This is a genomic window from Pseudomonas sp. DR 5-09, from assembly GCF_001655595.1.
Taxonomy (GTDB): Bacteria; Pseudomonadota; Gammaproteobacteria; order Pseudomonadales; family Pseudomonadaceae; genus Aquipseudomonas; species Aquipseudomonas pharyngis.
Map to the genome: position 1 here is coordinate 2025036 of NZ_CP011566.1, position 15192 is coordinate 2040227.

A 15192-nucleotide genomic window follows, 5' to 3' on the forward strand; every position below is an offset into this window, starting at 1 on the left:
TACTCGCAGCCACCGAAATAAATGAAGAGTCTGGCCAGGATCGACCCAGCAAGGTCTGCGCCCTGGCCGCGAGGTTTTATGCTCCCGGAACATTCCGATCTATCCAGCCCTGTGTTCTTGCCCGTCACGGATGAAACCTGCGCGAACCTGTTGCAGGCGGGTGGCGCAAAAGCGCTCGAAAGCCTGACCGATCCCGAATTGGCGACAGTGCTGGTCATCCAGAATCTGGTGCAGACGAAAGAGCAGGATCTCGGCGCCGTGGCGGCAGAGAAAATTCTGGCAAAGCTCTTGTCCTGGGCTGCTGAAACTCGGCAATCAACCACGGCGAGCCTGCTGTCGGAAGCGCAGCGACTGTTCGACCCGCGCAAACTGTATTTCGGCCTGAAGGTCCTGAATCCTCTGAACCTGCGTTTTCTGTTGGCCGAAGAAGTATCCGCACGCGACTACTTGTTGCCCGACGGCCAGTGGGACTTCGAATACAAGGTGCGGCGCCATCGCAGCCATGACCCGTTCAGCCAGCCGATCGTGACGCCCCGACAGCGCGAGCGCTGGTTAAGCCCGGCGCAGGACAAACTGGTCAGAACCTTCCGCGCCAATCTGGACGAGGACCTGCACGTTCAAGGCTACGCAGGAATCGGCAAAAGCCATCTGCTGGTGGCGTTGCTGGAGCATCTGCGGCCGGAAAAGACCTTGTTGCTGGCGCGCACCCCGGCCAAGCTCGAAGTCCTTCGCCAGCGCATGGTGGGGCCGAGCGAGAAGAAGGCCGGCAAGACCTTCCTGGCGTTTGCCCAATCGCTGATGCTCGGGCGCAGGCCTCAGGCTGAAGGGGCGACTCGGATCCTCAGTCGCCAGGCGCTGGCGCAGGAACTGAATATCTTCGGCTTTCGTCACCACGACGGACCGGCAACCCTTGAACTCTGCCTCAAGGTGATCGAGCGCTACTGCCGCTTTCGCGATCACACTTTTTCGGCGAAGCATCTGCCGCATTTCAACCAGCCGCTCTCCAGCGTCGACGCTCAGGTGTTGCTGGAGTATTCGAGCCGGGTGTGGGGCTATCTCGAACTCAACCCGGCGTGGGGCAGTCAGGCCGGGTTCGAAGCGCTGCTGATGATCAAGCGGGCCTGCATTGCTGGTTGCGTGGTGCCGGCGCGCTACACGCACGTGCTGATCGACGAGAGCCAGGATATTCCCGGGTCGCTGTTGCAGATCATCGAACGTGGCCGCCAAGTGCTGATCACCCTCGGCGACGAGTACCAGCAGGCCAGCGGCGTGCCGGTCAAACGGCACCGTGAGGTTCGCCAGAGCGATATCAGCTATTCCGTGCGTTCGGGTCGCAACGTCGAGCGGCTGGTCAATCCGCTGATCGCCCGGCACTCGCAGAAGGGCAAGATTCCGTTCGAAGGCGCCAGTGATGCTGACGTCCTGATCAAGGAATATCCGGAAGGTTTTGTGCCGCCCGAAGGCTGCGTGGTGCTGACGGCATCGCCGTGGGACACGATGATCTGGGCCATCCACCTGCACGATGCCAACTGCAAGTTCAGATTCCCGGACAAGCGCACCCAGGATGAACTCAAGCATTTCATGGCCACCGCCATCGAACTGTTCAAACCTGATTTCTACCGCTCCGAATTCAGCGAAAACGGCGTGCATCCGTATTTCAGCGACCTGCCCGACTGGCAGACCGTGTGCGACGCCAACCGGTTCGACGAGTCGTTTCTGCGGGTCAAGGCCAAGCTGGAAAACGGTTTCATGATTGCCGACCTGACACGCCTGAACCGAATGATCGACAACGCCGGCAACGGCTGCCTGCTGATGCTCGCGGAAGAGGCTGGTGGCATGGAGTTCGACAAGGTGCTACTGACACCGGGGCTGCTAACCAACGAGAAATTCAAGGACGCCTACGCGTTCGATCAGCGGATCTGCGCCGTGTACATCGCCATCTCCCGTGCCAGGCTGAAGCTTTACGTGCCGTACGATGTGGTTGCGTGGGTCGAGTATCACGAGTACCAGCGGTTTCGTGATACGGCGGGGCATTGAGGGTCTGGCTTACGGTTCGCCGCCCGCGCTGCCGGTATACAACCGAATGATGTCATCAATCTCCCCCGACATTTTCATCCGCAGCAACGTCCTCAATATCTGCTGCACCGGCACGTTCGGATCGTTGCGCACATAGCAACCGACCTTCTGTTCCTGCAACACCGCCACCGCTTGCAGTTGTTGCCCCGGCAGCAGGCGCTGATTGAACCAGTCCAGGGTCCATTGATTGCTGACGGCGTAGCGATAGCGGCCGGCCAGCAGTTTGTCGAGCACCTGCTCCTGATTGCGCGCGTCTTCGCGCCAGAGTCGGTCGGCGTCGAATATCGGTTGTAGCGTGGGGTAGCTGTAGCCGAGGACGGTGCCGATCGACTGGCGGGGCAGGTGGGCCGGATCGGCGCGGGGTGGTTGGTCCTGACGGCTGATCAGCAGGTCGCGCTGGAAGAACAGCGGCAGACTCCAGATGTAGTCCCCGGACAGGTTCGGCAGCCAGGATTGTGCGGCATAGCAGCGCACGTCGACTTCGCCGTGTTCCATGGCGTTCTGCACCCGGGCGCGGGGCAGGACGTGAAACTGCGCCGGCACGCCGACCTGGGTCGCGAGGCTGAGCATCATGTCGTAGAGAATGCCCTGGGTCGGGCGGCCGCGTTCGATCTGCACCATCGGCATCGCCCAGCTGTCGGCAACGGCGAAGCGCAGTGGCGGTTGCGACGCCATCGCGCTCAGGCTGATTCCCAGTATTGCCCCCACGGCCCACCGCATAAACGCTCCGGTAATTCCCGATCCCGAACCGATAAAAGCCCCTGCCCATGCAGCTTAGCCAGAATAGACGAGCACACCGGATGCAATTTTGGCCTTGCTCCGCTAGCATTAGCCGCTTCTGCTTCCTTTGCCGCGACGGTTTTCGATGAGTTATCAGGTTCTTGCACGTAAATGGCGTCCGCGCTCGTTCCGCGAAATGGTCGGCCAGACCCATGTGCTCAAGGCTCTGATCAATGCCTTGGACAGCCAGCGCCTGCACCACGCCTACCTCTTCACCGGTACGCGAGGCGTCGGCAAGACCACGATTGCGCGGATCATCGCCAAATGCCTGAACTGTGAAACAGGTATCACTTCCAGCCCGTGTGGCGAGTGTTCGGTGTGCCGCGAGATCGATGAAGGCCGTTTCGTCGACCTGATCGAGATCGACGCCGCGAGCCGGACCAAGGTCGAGGACACCCGCGAGCTGCTCGACAACGTGCAGTACGCCCCGAGCCGCGGGCGCTTCAAGGTCTACCTGATCGACGAAGTGCACATGCTCTCCAGCCATTCCTTCAATGCGCTGCTGAAAACCCTCGAAGAGCCGCCGCCCTACGTCAAGTTCATCCTGGCGACCACTGACCCGCAGAAACTTCCGGCAACGATTTTGTCGCGATGCCTGCAGTTCTCCCTGAAGAACATGACGCCTGAGCGGGTGGTCGAGCATCTGACCCACGTTCTGGGCGCCGAAAACGTCCCGTTCGAAGACGACGCCCTGTGGCTGCTCGGCCGCGCGGCGGACGGTTCGATGCGTGACGCCATGAGCCTGACCGACCAGGCCATCGCCTTCGGTGAAGGCAAGGTATTGGCCGCCGATGTGCGGGCGATGCTCGGTACGCTGGATCACGGTCAGGTCTACGACGTGTTGCACGCGCTGATTGAAGGCGACGCCAAGGCGTTGCTCGAAGCCGTGCGCCATCTGGCCGAACAGGGGCCGGACTGGAACGGCGTGCTCTCGGAAATTCTCAATGTGCTGCACCGTGTCGCCATCGCCCAGGCCTTGCCGGAAGGGGTCGACAACGGCCACGGCGACCGTGATCGGGTGTTGGCCCTGGCCCAGGCCTTGCCGGCTGAAGACGTGCAGTTCTATTACCAGATGGGCCTGATCGGCCGCCGCGACTTGCCGCTGGCGCCGGACCCGCGAGGCGGCTTCGAAATGGTCCTGCTGCGGATGCTGGCCTTCCGGCCGGCGGACACGGCGGACGCCCCGAGGCAACCGCTAAAGCCAGTGGGGATCAGCCAGGCCACAGTTGATTCCGCAAACTCAGTGGCTGCCGCGCCGAAACCTGCGCCGGTAGTTGCTGCGGCTGTTGCACCCACACCCGCGCCAGCACCGGTGGTTACGCCTGCTCCCGAGCCTGCACCGGTTGCCCAGGTGATTGCGCCGGAACCCGTTCCTGAGCCAGAGCCAGAGCCAGAGCCGGTTGCCGTTGAGGAAGTTGTCGATCTGCCGTGGAATGACCCGGTAGAACCGGCGCCTGTGCAGCAGCCAGCGGTGGAGCCCGTTCTGGAAACCACCGCCGAACAACCCGATTTGCCGCCAATGCCACTGCCGACCCCGGACAGCGTCGTGCCGGACGCCCCGGAGTGGGCCGCCGCGCCGATCCCCGAGCCGTCAGTAGCCGACGTCGATGCCGCCACACCGGGCATGGACATGGACGACGAGCCGCCGCTCGACGAGGATTACATCGAGCCGGACATGGATTCGGCCTACAGTTACCTCGACGATCTGGCCAGCGAACACGCCGCAGAACCGACTCCCGAACCCGAGCCGGAACCTGCCGCCGCGCCGGCCACCGGTCTGGCCCTGCAATGGCTGGAGCTGTTCCCGCAACTGCCGATTTCCGGCATGACCGGCAGCATCGCCGCCAACTGCACGCTGATCGCGGTCGATGGCGACAACTGGCTGATGCACCTGGACCCGGCCCACAGCGCCTTGTTCAACGCCACCCAGCAGCGTCGCCTGAACGATGCGCTGAACCAGTTCCACGGACGCACGCTGACCCTGACCATCGAGCTGATCAAGCCCGAACAGGAAACCCCGGCCCAGGCCGCGTCCCGGCGCCGTGCCAACCGTCAGCGCGAGGCTGAAGAATCGATCCACGGCGATCCGTTCATCCAGCAGATGGTGCAGCAGTTCGGTGCGGTCGTGCGACACGATACTATTGAACCTGTCGACGCCCTGGTCAGTCAGGGCTAATAACTGAGGGCGTCCGGCCTGTATGGCCGGGCGCTGTTTTGATACAAGTACTTTTGAGGTGATTCCCATGATGAAAGGTGGCATGGCCGGCCTGATGAAGCAGGCGCAGCAGATGCAGGAAAAAATGGCCAAGATGCAGGAAGAACTGGCCAACGCCGAAGTCACCGGCAAAGCCGGTGGCGATCTGGTCACCGTGGTGATGACCGGTCGTCATGACGTGAAAAAAGTCAGCATCGACCCGAGCGTACTGCCGGGCCTGGACGAAGACGACCGCGAAGTGGTCGAGGATCTGGTGGCCGCAGCCGTCAACGCCGCTGTGCGTCAGATCGAAGCCAACAGCCAGGCGAAAATGGGCAGCATGACCGCTGGCATGAACCTGCCGGCCGGTATGAAACTGCCGTTCTGATTCGCCATCCGGCGACAGATGAGCTACACAAAATGCCAGGCAGTGCGCCTGGCATTTTTGTTTCTGGCCGGTAGAGATGTGTTGGCTGTAATGACGCCTTCGCGAGCAAGCGTCAACACGATTTGCCGGAATAAACATCGAACACCCCACCGCCCCAAGGGTCTGCTTCCTATACCCCCGAATTCATCATTCAAAGGAGACGCTGACATGTCCGACCCTCTGACCCTCAATCAACGCTTCGTGCTGGCCTCGCGTCCGGTGGGCGCGCCGACGCCCGAGAATTTCCGTCTGGAGCGCGAGGCGCTGCCGGACCTTGAGGACGGCCAGGTGTTGCTCAAGACCCTGTACCTGTCGCTCGATCCCTACATGCGCGGACGCATGAGTGACGCGCCGTCCTACGCGGCGCCGGTACAAATCGGCGAAGTGATGACCGGTGGTGCTGTCAGCCGGGTCGAGCAGTCGCGTCATCCGAAATTCCACCCTGGCGACCTGGTCGTCGGTGCCACCGGTTGGCAAAGCCACAGCATCAGCGATGGCCGCAACATCATCCCGATTCCGTCGGGCCTGCCGAGCCCGTCGATGGCGCTTGGCGTGCTGGGCATGCCGGGCATGACCGCCTACATGGGATTGATGGACATCGGTCAGCCTAAAGAAGGGGAGACCCTGGTGGTCGCCGCCGCGTCCGGCGCAGTGGGTTCGGTGGTTGGCCAGGTGGCGAAGATAAAAGGCCTGCGCGCCGTCGGCGTGGCTGGTGGTGCCGAGAAGTGCAAATACGTGGTCGAGGAACTGGGCTTCGACGCCTGTATCGATCACAAGGCGCCGGACTTCGCCGAGCAACTGGCCAAGGCCTGCCCCAATGGCATCGACATCTATTACGAAAACGTCGGCGGCCACGTCTTTGATGCCGTCGTGCCGCTGCTCAATCCCAAGGCGCGAGTCCCGCTGTGCGGCCTGATTGCCGGATACAACGCCTCGGAAGCGCCGAAAGGCCCGGATCGTCTGCCTGCACTACAGCGCACCTTGCTGACCAAACGCGTACGGATTCAGGGCTTCATCGTGTTCGACGACTACGGCGACCGTCAGCCGGAATTCATCAGCGCGATGGTGCCGTGGGTGCGCGACGGCAAGGTGAGATTCCGCGAGGATGTTGTCGAGGGCCTGGAGCAGGCGCCTGAGGCGTTTATCGGACTGCTGGAGGGGCGCAACTTCGGCAAACTGGTGGTGAAGGTCGCCCAGGACTGAGGATTTGACGCTGGCCGGAGGCGCGGGTATAAACCGCGTCTCGTTGTTTTGTCGGACTTTTTCCCCATGAGCTTCAGCCCTTTGATTCGCCAACTGATCGACGCCCTGCGAACCTTGCCGGGCGTGGGTCAGAAAACTGCCCAGCGCATGGCGTTGCAGTTGCTCGAACGTGACCGCAGTGGCGGCACGCGCCTGGCCCAGGCCTTGAGCCAGGCCATGGAAGGGGTCGGACACTGCCGCCAGTGCCGCACGCTGACCGAAGACGATCTGTGCCCGCAATGCGCCGACACCCGCCGCGATGACACGCTGCTGTGCGTGGTGGAAGGGCCGATGGACGTCTACGCGGTCGAGCAGACCGGCTTCCGTGGTCGCTACTTCGTGCTCAAGGGGCACCTTTCGCCGCTGGACGGCCTGGGCCCGGAAGCCATCGGCATTCCGCAACTGATGGCGCGGATCGAAGAGGCGGGCACCTTCACCGAAGTCATCCTCGCCACCAACCCGACCGTGGAAGGCGAAGCGACGGCCCACTACATCGCCCAGTTGCTGCAGAACAAAGGCTTGATCGCCTCGCGCATCGCTCACGGCGTGCCGCTGGGTGGCGAACTGGAACTGGTGGACGGCGGCACGCTGGCCCACTCGTTTGCCGGGCGCAAGCCGATTTCCCTCTGAGCCACACAATCCTGTTGAAAACCAAGCAAGCGCTCGGTTAAGTTCGGCGAACCCTTCCATGGAGTTCGCCGATGCCCGCCTTCCAGGAATACTTCGACCCCAACCACCAAATGGTCCGCGACAGCGTCAGACGTTTCGTCGAACGCGAGATCCTGCCGGACATCGATGCGTGGGAAGAAGCCGAAAGCTTTCCCCGTGAGCTGTACCTGAAGGCCGGTGCGGCCGGCATTCTCGGCATCGGTTACCCCGAAGCGCTGGGCGGCAGTCACGAAGGTGATCTGTTCGCCAAGATCGCCGCCAGCGAAGAACTGATGCGCTGCGGCTCCGGCGGGCTGGTCGCCGGGCTCGGCTCGCTCGACATCGGTTTGCCGCCGATCGTCAAATGGGCCCGGCCCGAAGTGCGTAACCGCGTCGTCCCCCAAGTACTCAGCGGCGAGAAAGTCAGCGCGCTGGCCGTCACCGAACCGGGCGGCGGCTCCGACGTCGCCAACCTGCAGACCCACGCCGTACGCGATGGCGACCACTATCGAGTCAGCGGCAGCAAAACTTTCATTACCAGTGGCGTGCGCGCCGACTACTACACCGTCGCAGTGCGTACCGGCGCGCCGGGTTTTGGCGGCATCAGCCTGCTGCTGATCGAGAAGGGTACGCCGGGCTTCACCGTCGGCCGGCCGCTGAAGAAAATGGGCTGGTGGGCGTCGGACACGGCTGAATTGTTCTTCGATGATTGCCGGGTGCCCGTAGGAAACCTGATTGGCGCGGAGAACATGGGGTTCGCCTGCATCATGGGCAACTTCCAGAGCGAACGTCTGGCGCTGGCGCTGATGGCCAACATGACCGCGCAATTGGCGCTGGAAGAAAGCCTGGAGTGGGCGAAGGAACGTGAAGCGTTCGGTAAACCCATCGGCAAGTTCCAGGTGATCAAGCACCGCCTCGCGGAAATGGCCACGGCGCTGGAAGTCTCGCGGGAGTTCACCTACCGGCAGGCGGCGAAGATGGCGGCAGGGCAGAGCGTGATCAAGGAAATCTCCATGGCCAAGAACTTTGCCACGGACACTTCGGACCGGATTACCAATGAGGCGGTGCAGATTCTTGGCGGGCTGGGTTATATGCGCGAAAGTCTGGTGGAGCGGCTGTATCGGGATAACCGGATTCTGTCGATTGGCGGCGGGACGCGGGAAGTGATGAACGAGATCATCAGCAAACAGATGGGACTTTAGATTTTGCAGTGAGGCTGCCGGCCCATTCGCGAGCAAGCCCGCTCCCACATTCGACCATGTTCCATCAGGGGAATGCGGTCGAATGTGGGAGCGGGCTTGCTCGCGAAGGCGTAATGGCAGGCGCCGCTTATTTATCAGTCAACGCAAACTGCGTCAGGCAGAACGTCGGAATCCCCATGTCCTCCAGACGCTGCGAACCACCCAGTTCCGGCAGATCGATGATCGCCGCCGCTTCATGAACGCGGGCGCCCATGCGGCGGATCAGGTTGGCCGCTGCGATCAGCGTGCCGCCGGTGGCGATCAGGTCATCGAACATCACCACCGAGTCGCCTTCGCACAGGCTGTCGGCGTGCACTTCCAGAAACGCTTCGCCGTATTCGGTCGCGTAACCTTCGGCCAGCACGTCCGCCGGCAGCTTGCCCTGCTTGCGGAACAACACCAGCGGCTTGTTCAACTGATAGGCCAGTACCGAACCGATCAGGAAACCACGCGCATCCATCGCACCGATGTGGGTGAAGTCGGCTTCGACATAGCGGTGGGCGAAGCTGTCCATCACCAGGCGCAGGGCCTTGGGCGACTGGAACAGCGGGGTGATGTCGCGAAAGATCACCCCCGGTTTCGGGAAGTCGATCACGGGGCGGATCAGGGATTTGATGTCGAAGGAGTCGAAGACCATCGTCGAGGTGTCCTGGCAGGGCTGCAAACGGCGCAGTATACCCGCGGCTGAAACGATTCGCTCGGCCGCGGGTCGAGATCAGACTTCGAGTGAGCCGCCAGCCAGGGCGCAGAGCTGGATCGGGTCGAGGATGTGGATTTCCTTGCCCTCGGCGGCGATCAGTTCGTTCTGCTGGAAGCGGGTGAAGACCCGGGACACGGTTTCCACTGCCAGCCCCAGATAGTTGCCGATTTCATTGCGCGACATGCTCAGGCGGAACTGGTTGGCCGAGAAGCCGCGAGCGCGGAAACGCGCCGACAGGTTGACCAGGAACGTGGCGATGCGCTCGTCGGCGGTTTTCTTCGACAGCAGCAACATCATCTGTTGGTCGTCGCGGATTTCCCGGCTCATCACGCGCATCAGCTGACGGCGTAGCTGCGGCAGTTGCAGGGCCAGTTCATCGAGGCGTTCGAAGGGGATCTCGCAGACCGAAGTGGTTTCCAGGGCCTGGGCGGACACCGGGTGTTTCTCGGTGTCCATGCCGGACAGGCCGACCAGCTCGCTCGGCAGGTGGAAACCGGTCAGTTGCTCTTCGCCGGTATCGCTCAGGCTAAAGGTCTTCAGAGCGCCGGAGCGTACTGCATAAACGGAATCGAAGGTGTCGCCCTGGCGGAACAGGAACTCACCCTTTTTCAACGGGCGACCCCGTTTAACGATTTCGTCCAGCGCTTCCATGTCTTCCAGATTCAGCGAAAGTGGCAGGCAGAGAGGGGCCAGGCTGCAATCCTTGCAATTAGCCTGGTTGTGAGCGCGCAGTTTAACTGGCTCGGACATTTCTTAAATCCTTGTGGGAAAACACACATAAGGCGTAAGGGTAACCCACTGGAAGACATTCAGGCCAGCCTGTGGCGAGATTGCCCCACCGGCAAAACGCCGCAGGGATGACGGCCGATAAACGTGTCTCGGACGGCGTGCAAGGCACCGTTTCGATGACCGCTATGGATACGCAGCCCCCTGCGTTGTTGACGAAAAGTCAGATCACCCGGGAAAAGCGCTGGCGATTCTGCTGTTCCAGATACGCATCGAACACCATGCACACCGAACGCACCAGCAGTCGCCCGGCCGGCAGCACGGTGATGCGTTCGCGATCCAGTTCGATCAACCCGTCCTGCGCCATGCCCTGCAATTGTGGCCAGAGCGCGCCGAAGTAACCCTGAAAATCGATGTTGAAGCTGCGCTCGATCTCGGCGAAGTCCAGGCTGAAATTGCAGATCAGTTGCTGGATCACCGCGCGGCGCAAGCGGTCGTCGGCGTTGCACACCAGGCCCCGGCTGGTGGCCAACTGTGCGCCGGCGAGGGTGTTCTGGTAGTGATTGAGATCGCTGCTGTTCTGGCAGTACAGATCGCCGATCTGGCTGATGGCCGACACGCCCAGGCCGATCAGGTCGCAGTGACCGTGGGTGGTGTAGCCCTGGAAGTTGCGTTGCAGGGTCGATTCTTCCTGGGCAATCGCCAGTTCATCGTCGGGCAGGGCGAAGTGGTCCATGCCGATGTAGCGGTAGCCGGCGGCGGTCAGTTGTTCGATGGTGCGTTGCAGCATTTCCAGTTTCTGCGCCGGGCTCGGCAGTTCGTTGCCGTTGATCCGCCGCTGCGGCATGAAGCGTTCCGGCAGGTGCGCGTAGTTGAACACCGAGAGCCGGTCCGGTTGCAGGCTGATGACTTCCTCGACGGTGCGGGCGAAGTTGTCCGGGGTCTGCTTGGGCAGGCCGTAGATCAAATCGATGTTGATCGAGCGAAATTGCAAGGTGCGCGCCGCGTCGATCACCGCGCGGGTTTCTTCCAGGCTTTGCAGGCGATTGACCGCCCGTTGCACTGCCGGGTCGAGATCCTGCAGGCCGATACTGACCCGGTTGAAGCCCAGTTCCCGCAGCAGGCCCATGGTCGACCAGTCGGCTTCGCGTGGGTCGATCTCGATGCCGTAATCGCCAGAGTCATCGTCCAGCAGATTGAAATGTTTGCGCAGGTGCGCCATCAACTGGCGCAGTTCGTCGTGGCTGAGAAAGGTCGGCGTGCCGCCGCCGAAATGCAGTTGTTCGACTTTCTGCGCCGGGTCGAGGTGGCAGGCGATCAACTGGATTTCCTGCTCGAGCCGTTGCAGATAGGGCAGCGCGCGGCCGCGATCCTTGGTGATGACCTTGTTGCAGGCGCAGTAGTAGCAAATGTTCGCGCAGAACGGCACGTGCACGTACAGCGACAGCGGGCGCAGGGCCTTGCGGCTATCGCGCAGGGCGTGGAACAGGTCGAAGGTGCCGACCTGACTGTGAAATTGCACGGCCGTCGGGTACGAGGTGTAGCGCGGCCCCGCCAGGTCGTAGCGGCGGATCAAATCGGTGTCCCAACGAATGGCGTCGAGCATGCGGGCATTCCCCCGGATAGGCTGGCAGTGTGCCGAGTCTAGGGGAGGGCGGGAAAAGGCATCTTGATTTGCATCAACGCGATCAGTGGCCCATCAGCCAGTGCTGGTGCGGCCCCGGCAGGGTCCAGATACCGAACAGGATCACCAGCAGACCGCCGGCCATACGCACACTGCGTTTGCGCAGCAGCGACGTCACCCGCTCGGCGGCGAGGCCGGTCGCGAGCAAAACCGGCCAGGTGCCGAGCCCGAAGGCGAGCATCAGCAAGGCGCTGTCGAGTGCATTGCCCTGACTGGCCGACCACAGCAACGTGCTGTAAACCAGCCCGCACGGCAGCCAGCCCCACAGCGCGCCTAGCAGCAAGGCCCGCGGCAGGCTCGACACCGGCAGCAGACGATTGGCGACGGGTTGAATGTAACGCCACAGTCCGCGCCCAAGGCTTTCGATACGGGTCAGGCCGCTCCACCAACCGGCCAGGTACAAGCCCATGGCGATCAGCAGCAAACCGGCGAGCACGCGCATGAACAGCGCGGCAGGACTGTTGGCCACGGCCCATCCGGCCAGTCCGATCAGTAATCCCGCCGTGGCATAACTGAAAATCCGCCCGAGATTATAGGCCAGCAGCAATCGAAAACGTCGGCTGCGTTGTTCCTTGGGAATCGCCAGGGTCAGTGCGCCCATCAAGCCTCCGCACATGCCCAGGCAATGGCCGCCGCCGAGCAGGCCGAGGATCAACGCAGACACCAGCAGCGGCGCCAGTTCAAGCATGGGGTGGCGCCTTGTCGTCCGCTTTTGTCGGGTTGGCTTCGTCCACTGCGGCGGTGTGGTTCGGGTCCTGATCGTCGAACAGGATGCTGTGGGCCGGGCCGTCGAGGTCGTCGTACTGGCCGCTGTCCACCGCCCAGAAGAAGATGTAGACGGCGATGGCCACGATCAGCAGCGCGGCCGGAATCATCACGTAAAGAGCTGGCATCTGTACTCCATGCCCGCGCGGCTCAGGCCGGCAGCGGGCGGGTTTCTGACGAGGCGCTGACGGCCGGCGCACTCGGCAGGCGAGTCAGGCGCAGGGCGTTGAGCACCACGGTCAGCGAACTGATCGACATGCCGACGGCGGCCCACACCGGAGTGATCCAGCCGAGGGCGGCGAACGGCAACATGAGGCCATTGTACAGCGCGGCCCACAACAGGTTCTCGATGATCACCCGGCGTGTGCGGCGCGCCAGCGTGAAGGCTTGTACCAAGGCGTCGAGGCGGTTGGACAGCAGCACCGCGTCGGCACTGGTTTTCGCCAGATCAGTGGCCGAGCCCATGGCCACGCTGATGTCCGCAGCGGCCAGCACCGGCACGTCGTTGACCCCGTCGCCGAGCATCAATACCTTGCGGCCGTCCTTGTGCAGTTGTTGCAGCACTTGCAGCTTGTCGTCCGGGCGCAGACCGCCCCGGGCCTCGTCGATGCCCAGTTCGGCGGCAACACTGGCGACCATCGGCGAACTGTCGCCCGACAGCAGCAGCGTGCGCCAGCCGCGTGCCTTGCACGCCGCGAGCAGGGCGGGGGCGTCGTCGCGCAGGCGGTCGTCGAGGGCGAACCAGGCCAGCGGCCCCTGATGGTCACCGAGCAGCAGCCATTGCCCCGGCTCTTTCGGCATCGACGGCACCGGCGCGCCGCTGAGATCACAGACAAAATCCGCCTGACCGATGCGCAAACGCTGTTCACCGACCAACCCTTCAAGCCCCAGCCCCGACGTGCTGTGGACATCTTCGGCAGCCAGTGGCGCGCGACCAAAGGCGCGCGCAATCGGGTGTTCCGAGCGGTTTTCCAGAGCGGCGGCCAGACTCAGGCATTGATCGCTGTCGAGGGCGCCGAGCGGTCGAATCGAGCGCAGCACCAGTCGGCCCTCAGTGAGGGTGCCGGTCTTGTCGAAGATCACCGTGTCGATCTGATTCAAGCCTTCCAGCACATGACCGCGCGTCAGCAGCAGGCCGAGTTTGTGCAGGGTGCCGGTGGCGGCGGTTAGCGCGGTCGGCGTTGCCAGAGACAGGGCGCACGGGCAAGTTGCGACCAGCATCGCGAGGACGATCCAGAAGGCGCGCGAAGAATCCAGTTCCCACCACAACAGGCCGATGGCGGCTGCGGCAATCAACGACAGCAACAGAAACCATTGCGCGGCGCGGTCGGCGATTTCCGCCAGCCGTGGTTTTTCCGCCTGGGCACGATCCAGCAGACGAACGATGGCCGACAGCCGCGTGTCCTGGCCGAGCGCCTGCACCTCGACGGTCAGCGCACCTTCCACGTTCAGCGTGCCGGCAGTGACCGCATCGCCCTTGGTGCGTGGTTGCGGCAGGTATTCGCCGGTCAGCACCGACTCGTCGATGCTCGACTGGCCATCGAGGATCTTGCCGTCCGCCGGCAGCACCGAACCGGGCTGCACCAGCACCCGGTCACCGAGGCACAGTTCGCTGAGCAGGATGCGTTCGCTCTGGCCGGCGTCGTTGAGGCGCAGGCACGAGGCGGGCAACAGATTGACCAGTTGCGCAGTGGCAGCGGCGGTACGCTCTCGGGCGCGGCGTTCGAGGTAACGTCCGGCAAGCAGGAACAGCGCGAACATGCCCACCGCGTCGAAATACAGCTCGCCGACCCCGGTGATAGAGGTCCAGATCCCGGCGATATAAGCCGCGCCGATCGCCAGTGAGACCGAAACGTCCATGGTCAGATGACGGGTGCGCAAGTCGCGCATGGCGCCTTTGAAAAACGGCGCGCAGCTGTAGAACACGATCGGCGTGGTGAGGAACAGCGCGACCCAGCGCAGGATGGTGTGCAACTCCGGGCTGAGGTCGATGTTGAATTCCGGCCAGGTCGCCATGGTTGCCATCATTGCCTGAAACCACAGCAGCCCGGCGACCCCGAGTTGACGCAGGGCGAGGCGGTTTTCACTGGCCAGTTGTTCGCTGGCGCGGTCGGCCTGATACGGGTGCGCGGCATAGCCGATGTGGCGCAGTTCGCCGAGGATCTGGCTCAGCGGCAATTGTCCGTCGGCCCAACGTACGTGGAGGCGATGGTTGGACAGGTTCAGCCGCGCCTCGGCCACGGCGGGCAGGGTGCGCAGGTGTTTCTCGATCAGCCAGCCGCACGCGGCGCAGCTGATGCCTTCCATCAGCAGCGTGGTTTCGGCCAGTTCGCCTTCGTGGCGCACGAAGGGTTGCTGCACGTCGGCGCGGTCGTACAGCTCAAGCTCATCGACCAGTTGCACCGGCAGCGCTTCGGGGTTGGCCGAGGCTTCGCTGCGATGCTGGTAATAGCTTTCCAGGCCGCCGGCGACGATGGCTTCGGCCACGGCCTGGCAGCCGGGGCAGCAGAACTCGCGGGACTCCCCGAGCACGACGGCGGTGAAGCGGCTGCCGGCCGGGACGGGCAGGGCGCAGTGGTAGCAGGGGAGTGGAGTGGTCATGGCATTGTCGAGGGAATAAACCCTTGGAATCGAGTGGTCCGCTTGCCCTCACCCCAGCCCTCTCCCGGAGGGAGAGGGGGCCGATCGGTGGTGGCCGGATTAATGGGT

Annotated in this window: 13 protein-coding genes; 6 read left to right on the forward strand and 7 right to left on the reverse strand. The window is 63.0% G+C overall.

What is annotated here, in order from left to right; translation table 11 throughout:
• The first annotated feature begins 78 nt into the window (after positions 1-78).
• Entirely contained in the window at positions 79-2037 is a 1959-nt protein-coding gene (locus tag PDR5_RS09160; protein WP_064594712.1) for a hypothetical protein, read from the forward strand.
• A 9-nt stretch (positions 2038-2046) separates the two neighbouring features.
• On the opposite strand, the gene PDR5_RS09165 is transcribed toward PDR5_RS09160, so the two are convergent.
• Positions 2047-2796: a substrate-binding periplasmic protein gene (locus PDR5_RS09165; protein ID WP_064594714.1), complete on the reverse strand. Its 750-nt coding sequence runs from the start codon at positions 2794-2796 to the stop codon at positions 2047-2049.
• 145 nt (positions 2797-2941) lie between these two features.
• Between PDR5_RS09165 and dnaX the strand changes: the two genes are divergently transcribed.
• The 5 genes from dnaX to PDR5_RS09190 all read left to right on the forward strand — a co-directional run bounded on the left by dnaX (position 2942) and on the right by PDR5_RS09190 (position 8569).
• Positions 2942-5032 (forward strand): DNA polymerase III subunit gamma/tau, encoded by a 2091-nt coding sequence (gene dnaX / locus PDR5_RS09170; protein WP_064594716.1) that lies wholly within the window; start codon positions 2942-2944, stop codon positions 5030-5032.
• A gap of 67 nt (positions 5033-5099) precedes the next feature.
• Positions 5100-5438, forward strand: coding sequence for a YbaB/EbfC family nucleoid-associated protein (locus tag PDR5_RS09175; protein ID WP_007951650.1), 339 nt, complete (start codon positions 5100-5102; stop codon positions 5436-5438).
• A gap of 207 nt (positions 5439-5645) precedes the next feature.
• On the forward strand, positions 5646-6680 hold the full coding sequence (locus PDR5_RS09180; RefSeq protein ID WP_064594719.1) for an NADP-dependent oxidoreductase: 1035 nt from the start codon (positions 5646-5648) through the stop codon (positions 6678-6680).
• 66 nt (positions 6681-6746) lie between these two features.
• Entirely contained in the window at positions 6747-7349 is a 603-nt protein-coding gene (recR, locus tag PDR5_RS09185; RefSeq protein ID WP_007951652.1) for a recombination mediator RecR, read from the forward strand.
• Between the two features lie 71 nt (positions 7350-7420).
• Positions 7421-8569: an acyl-CoA dehydrogenase family protein gene (locus PDR5_RS09190; protein WP_064594721.1), complete on the forward strand. Its 1149-nt coding sequence runs from the start codon at positions 7421-7423 to the stop codon at positions 8567-8569.
• Positions 8570-8696: 127 nt separating this feature from the next.
• Here PDR5_RS09190 and PDR5_RS09195 read toward each other — a convergent pair whose 3' ends face one another.
• The 6 genes from PDR5_RS09195 to PDR5_RS09220 form a co-directional block, all read right to left on the reverse strand.
• Positions 8697-9245 carry an adenine phosphoribosyltransferase gene (locus tag PDR5_RS09195; protein WP_003223345.1) on the reverse strand — a complete coding sequence of 183 codons (549 nt, stop codon included), beginning with the start codon at positions 9243-9245 and terminating at the stop codon, positions 8697-8699.
• Between the two features lie 78 nt (positions 9246-9323).
• Complete coding sequence (gene fnr / locus PDR5_RS09200; protein WP_039770035.1) at positions 9324-10058, reverse strand: fumarate/nitrate reduction transcriptional regulator Fnr; 735 nt, start codon at positions 10056-10058, stop codon at positions 9324-9326.
• A 199-nt stretch (positions 10059-10257) separates the two neighbouring features.
• Entirely contained in the window at positions 10258-11640 is a 1383-nt protein-coding gene (gene hemN, locus PDR5_RS09205; RefSeq protein ID WP_011333280.1) for an oxygen-independent coproporphyrinogen III oxidase, read from the reverse strand.
• 82 nt (positions 11641-11722) lie between these two features.
• A complete protein-coding gene (locus PDR5_RS09210) occupies positions 11723-12406 on the reverse strand; it encodes a sulfite exporter TauE/SafE family protein (RefSeq protein WP_064594723.1) in 684 nt (227 codons plus the stop codon).
• Complete coding sequence (gene ccoS, locus PDR5_RS09215) at positions 12399-12611, reverse strand: cbb3-type cytochrome oxidase assembly protein CcoS (protein ID WP_064594725.1); 213 nt, start codon at positions 12609-12611, stop codon at positions 12399-12401. The genes PDR5_RS09210 and ccoS overlap by 8 nt, the downstream gene beginning before the upstream one ends.
• A 22-nt stretch (positions 12612-12633) precedes the next feature.
• Positions 12634-15084, reverse strand: a complete 2451-nt coding sequence (locus PDR5_RS09220; RefSeq protein ID WP_064594727.1) for a heavy metal translocating P-type ATPase — start codon at positions 15082-15084, stop codon at positions 12634-12636.
• Between the last annotated feature and the right edge of the window lie 108 nt (positions 15085-15192).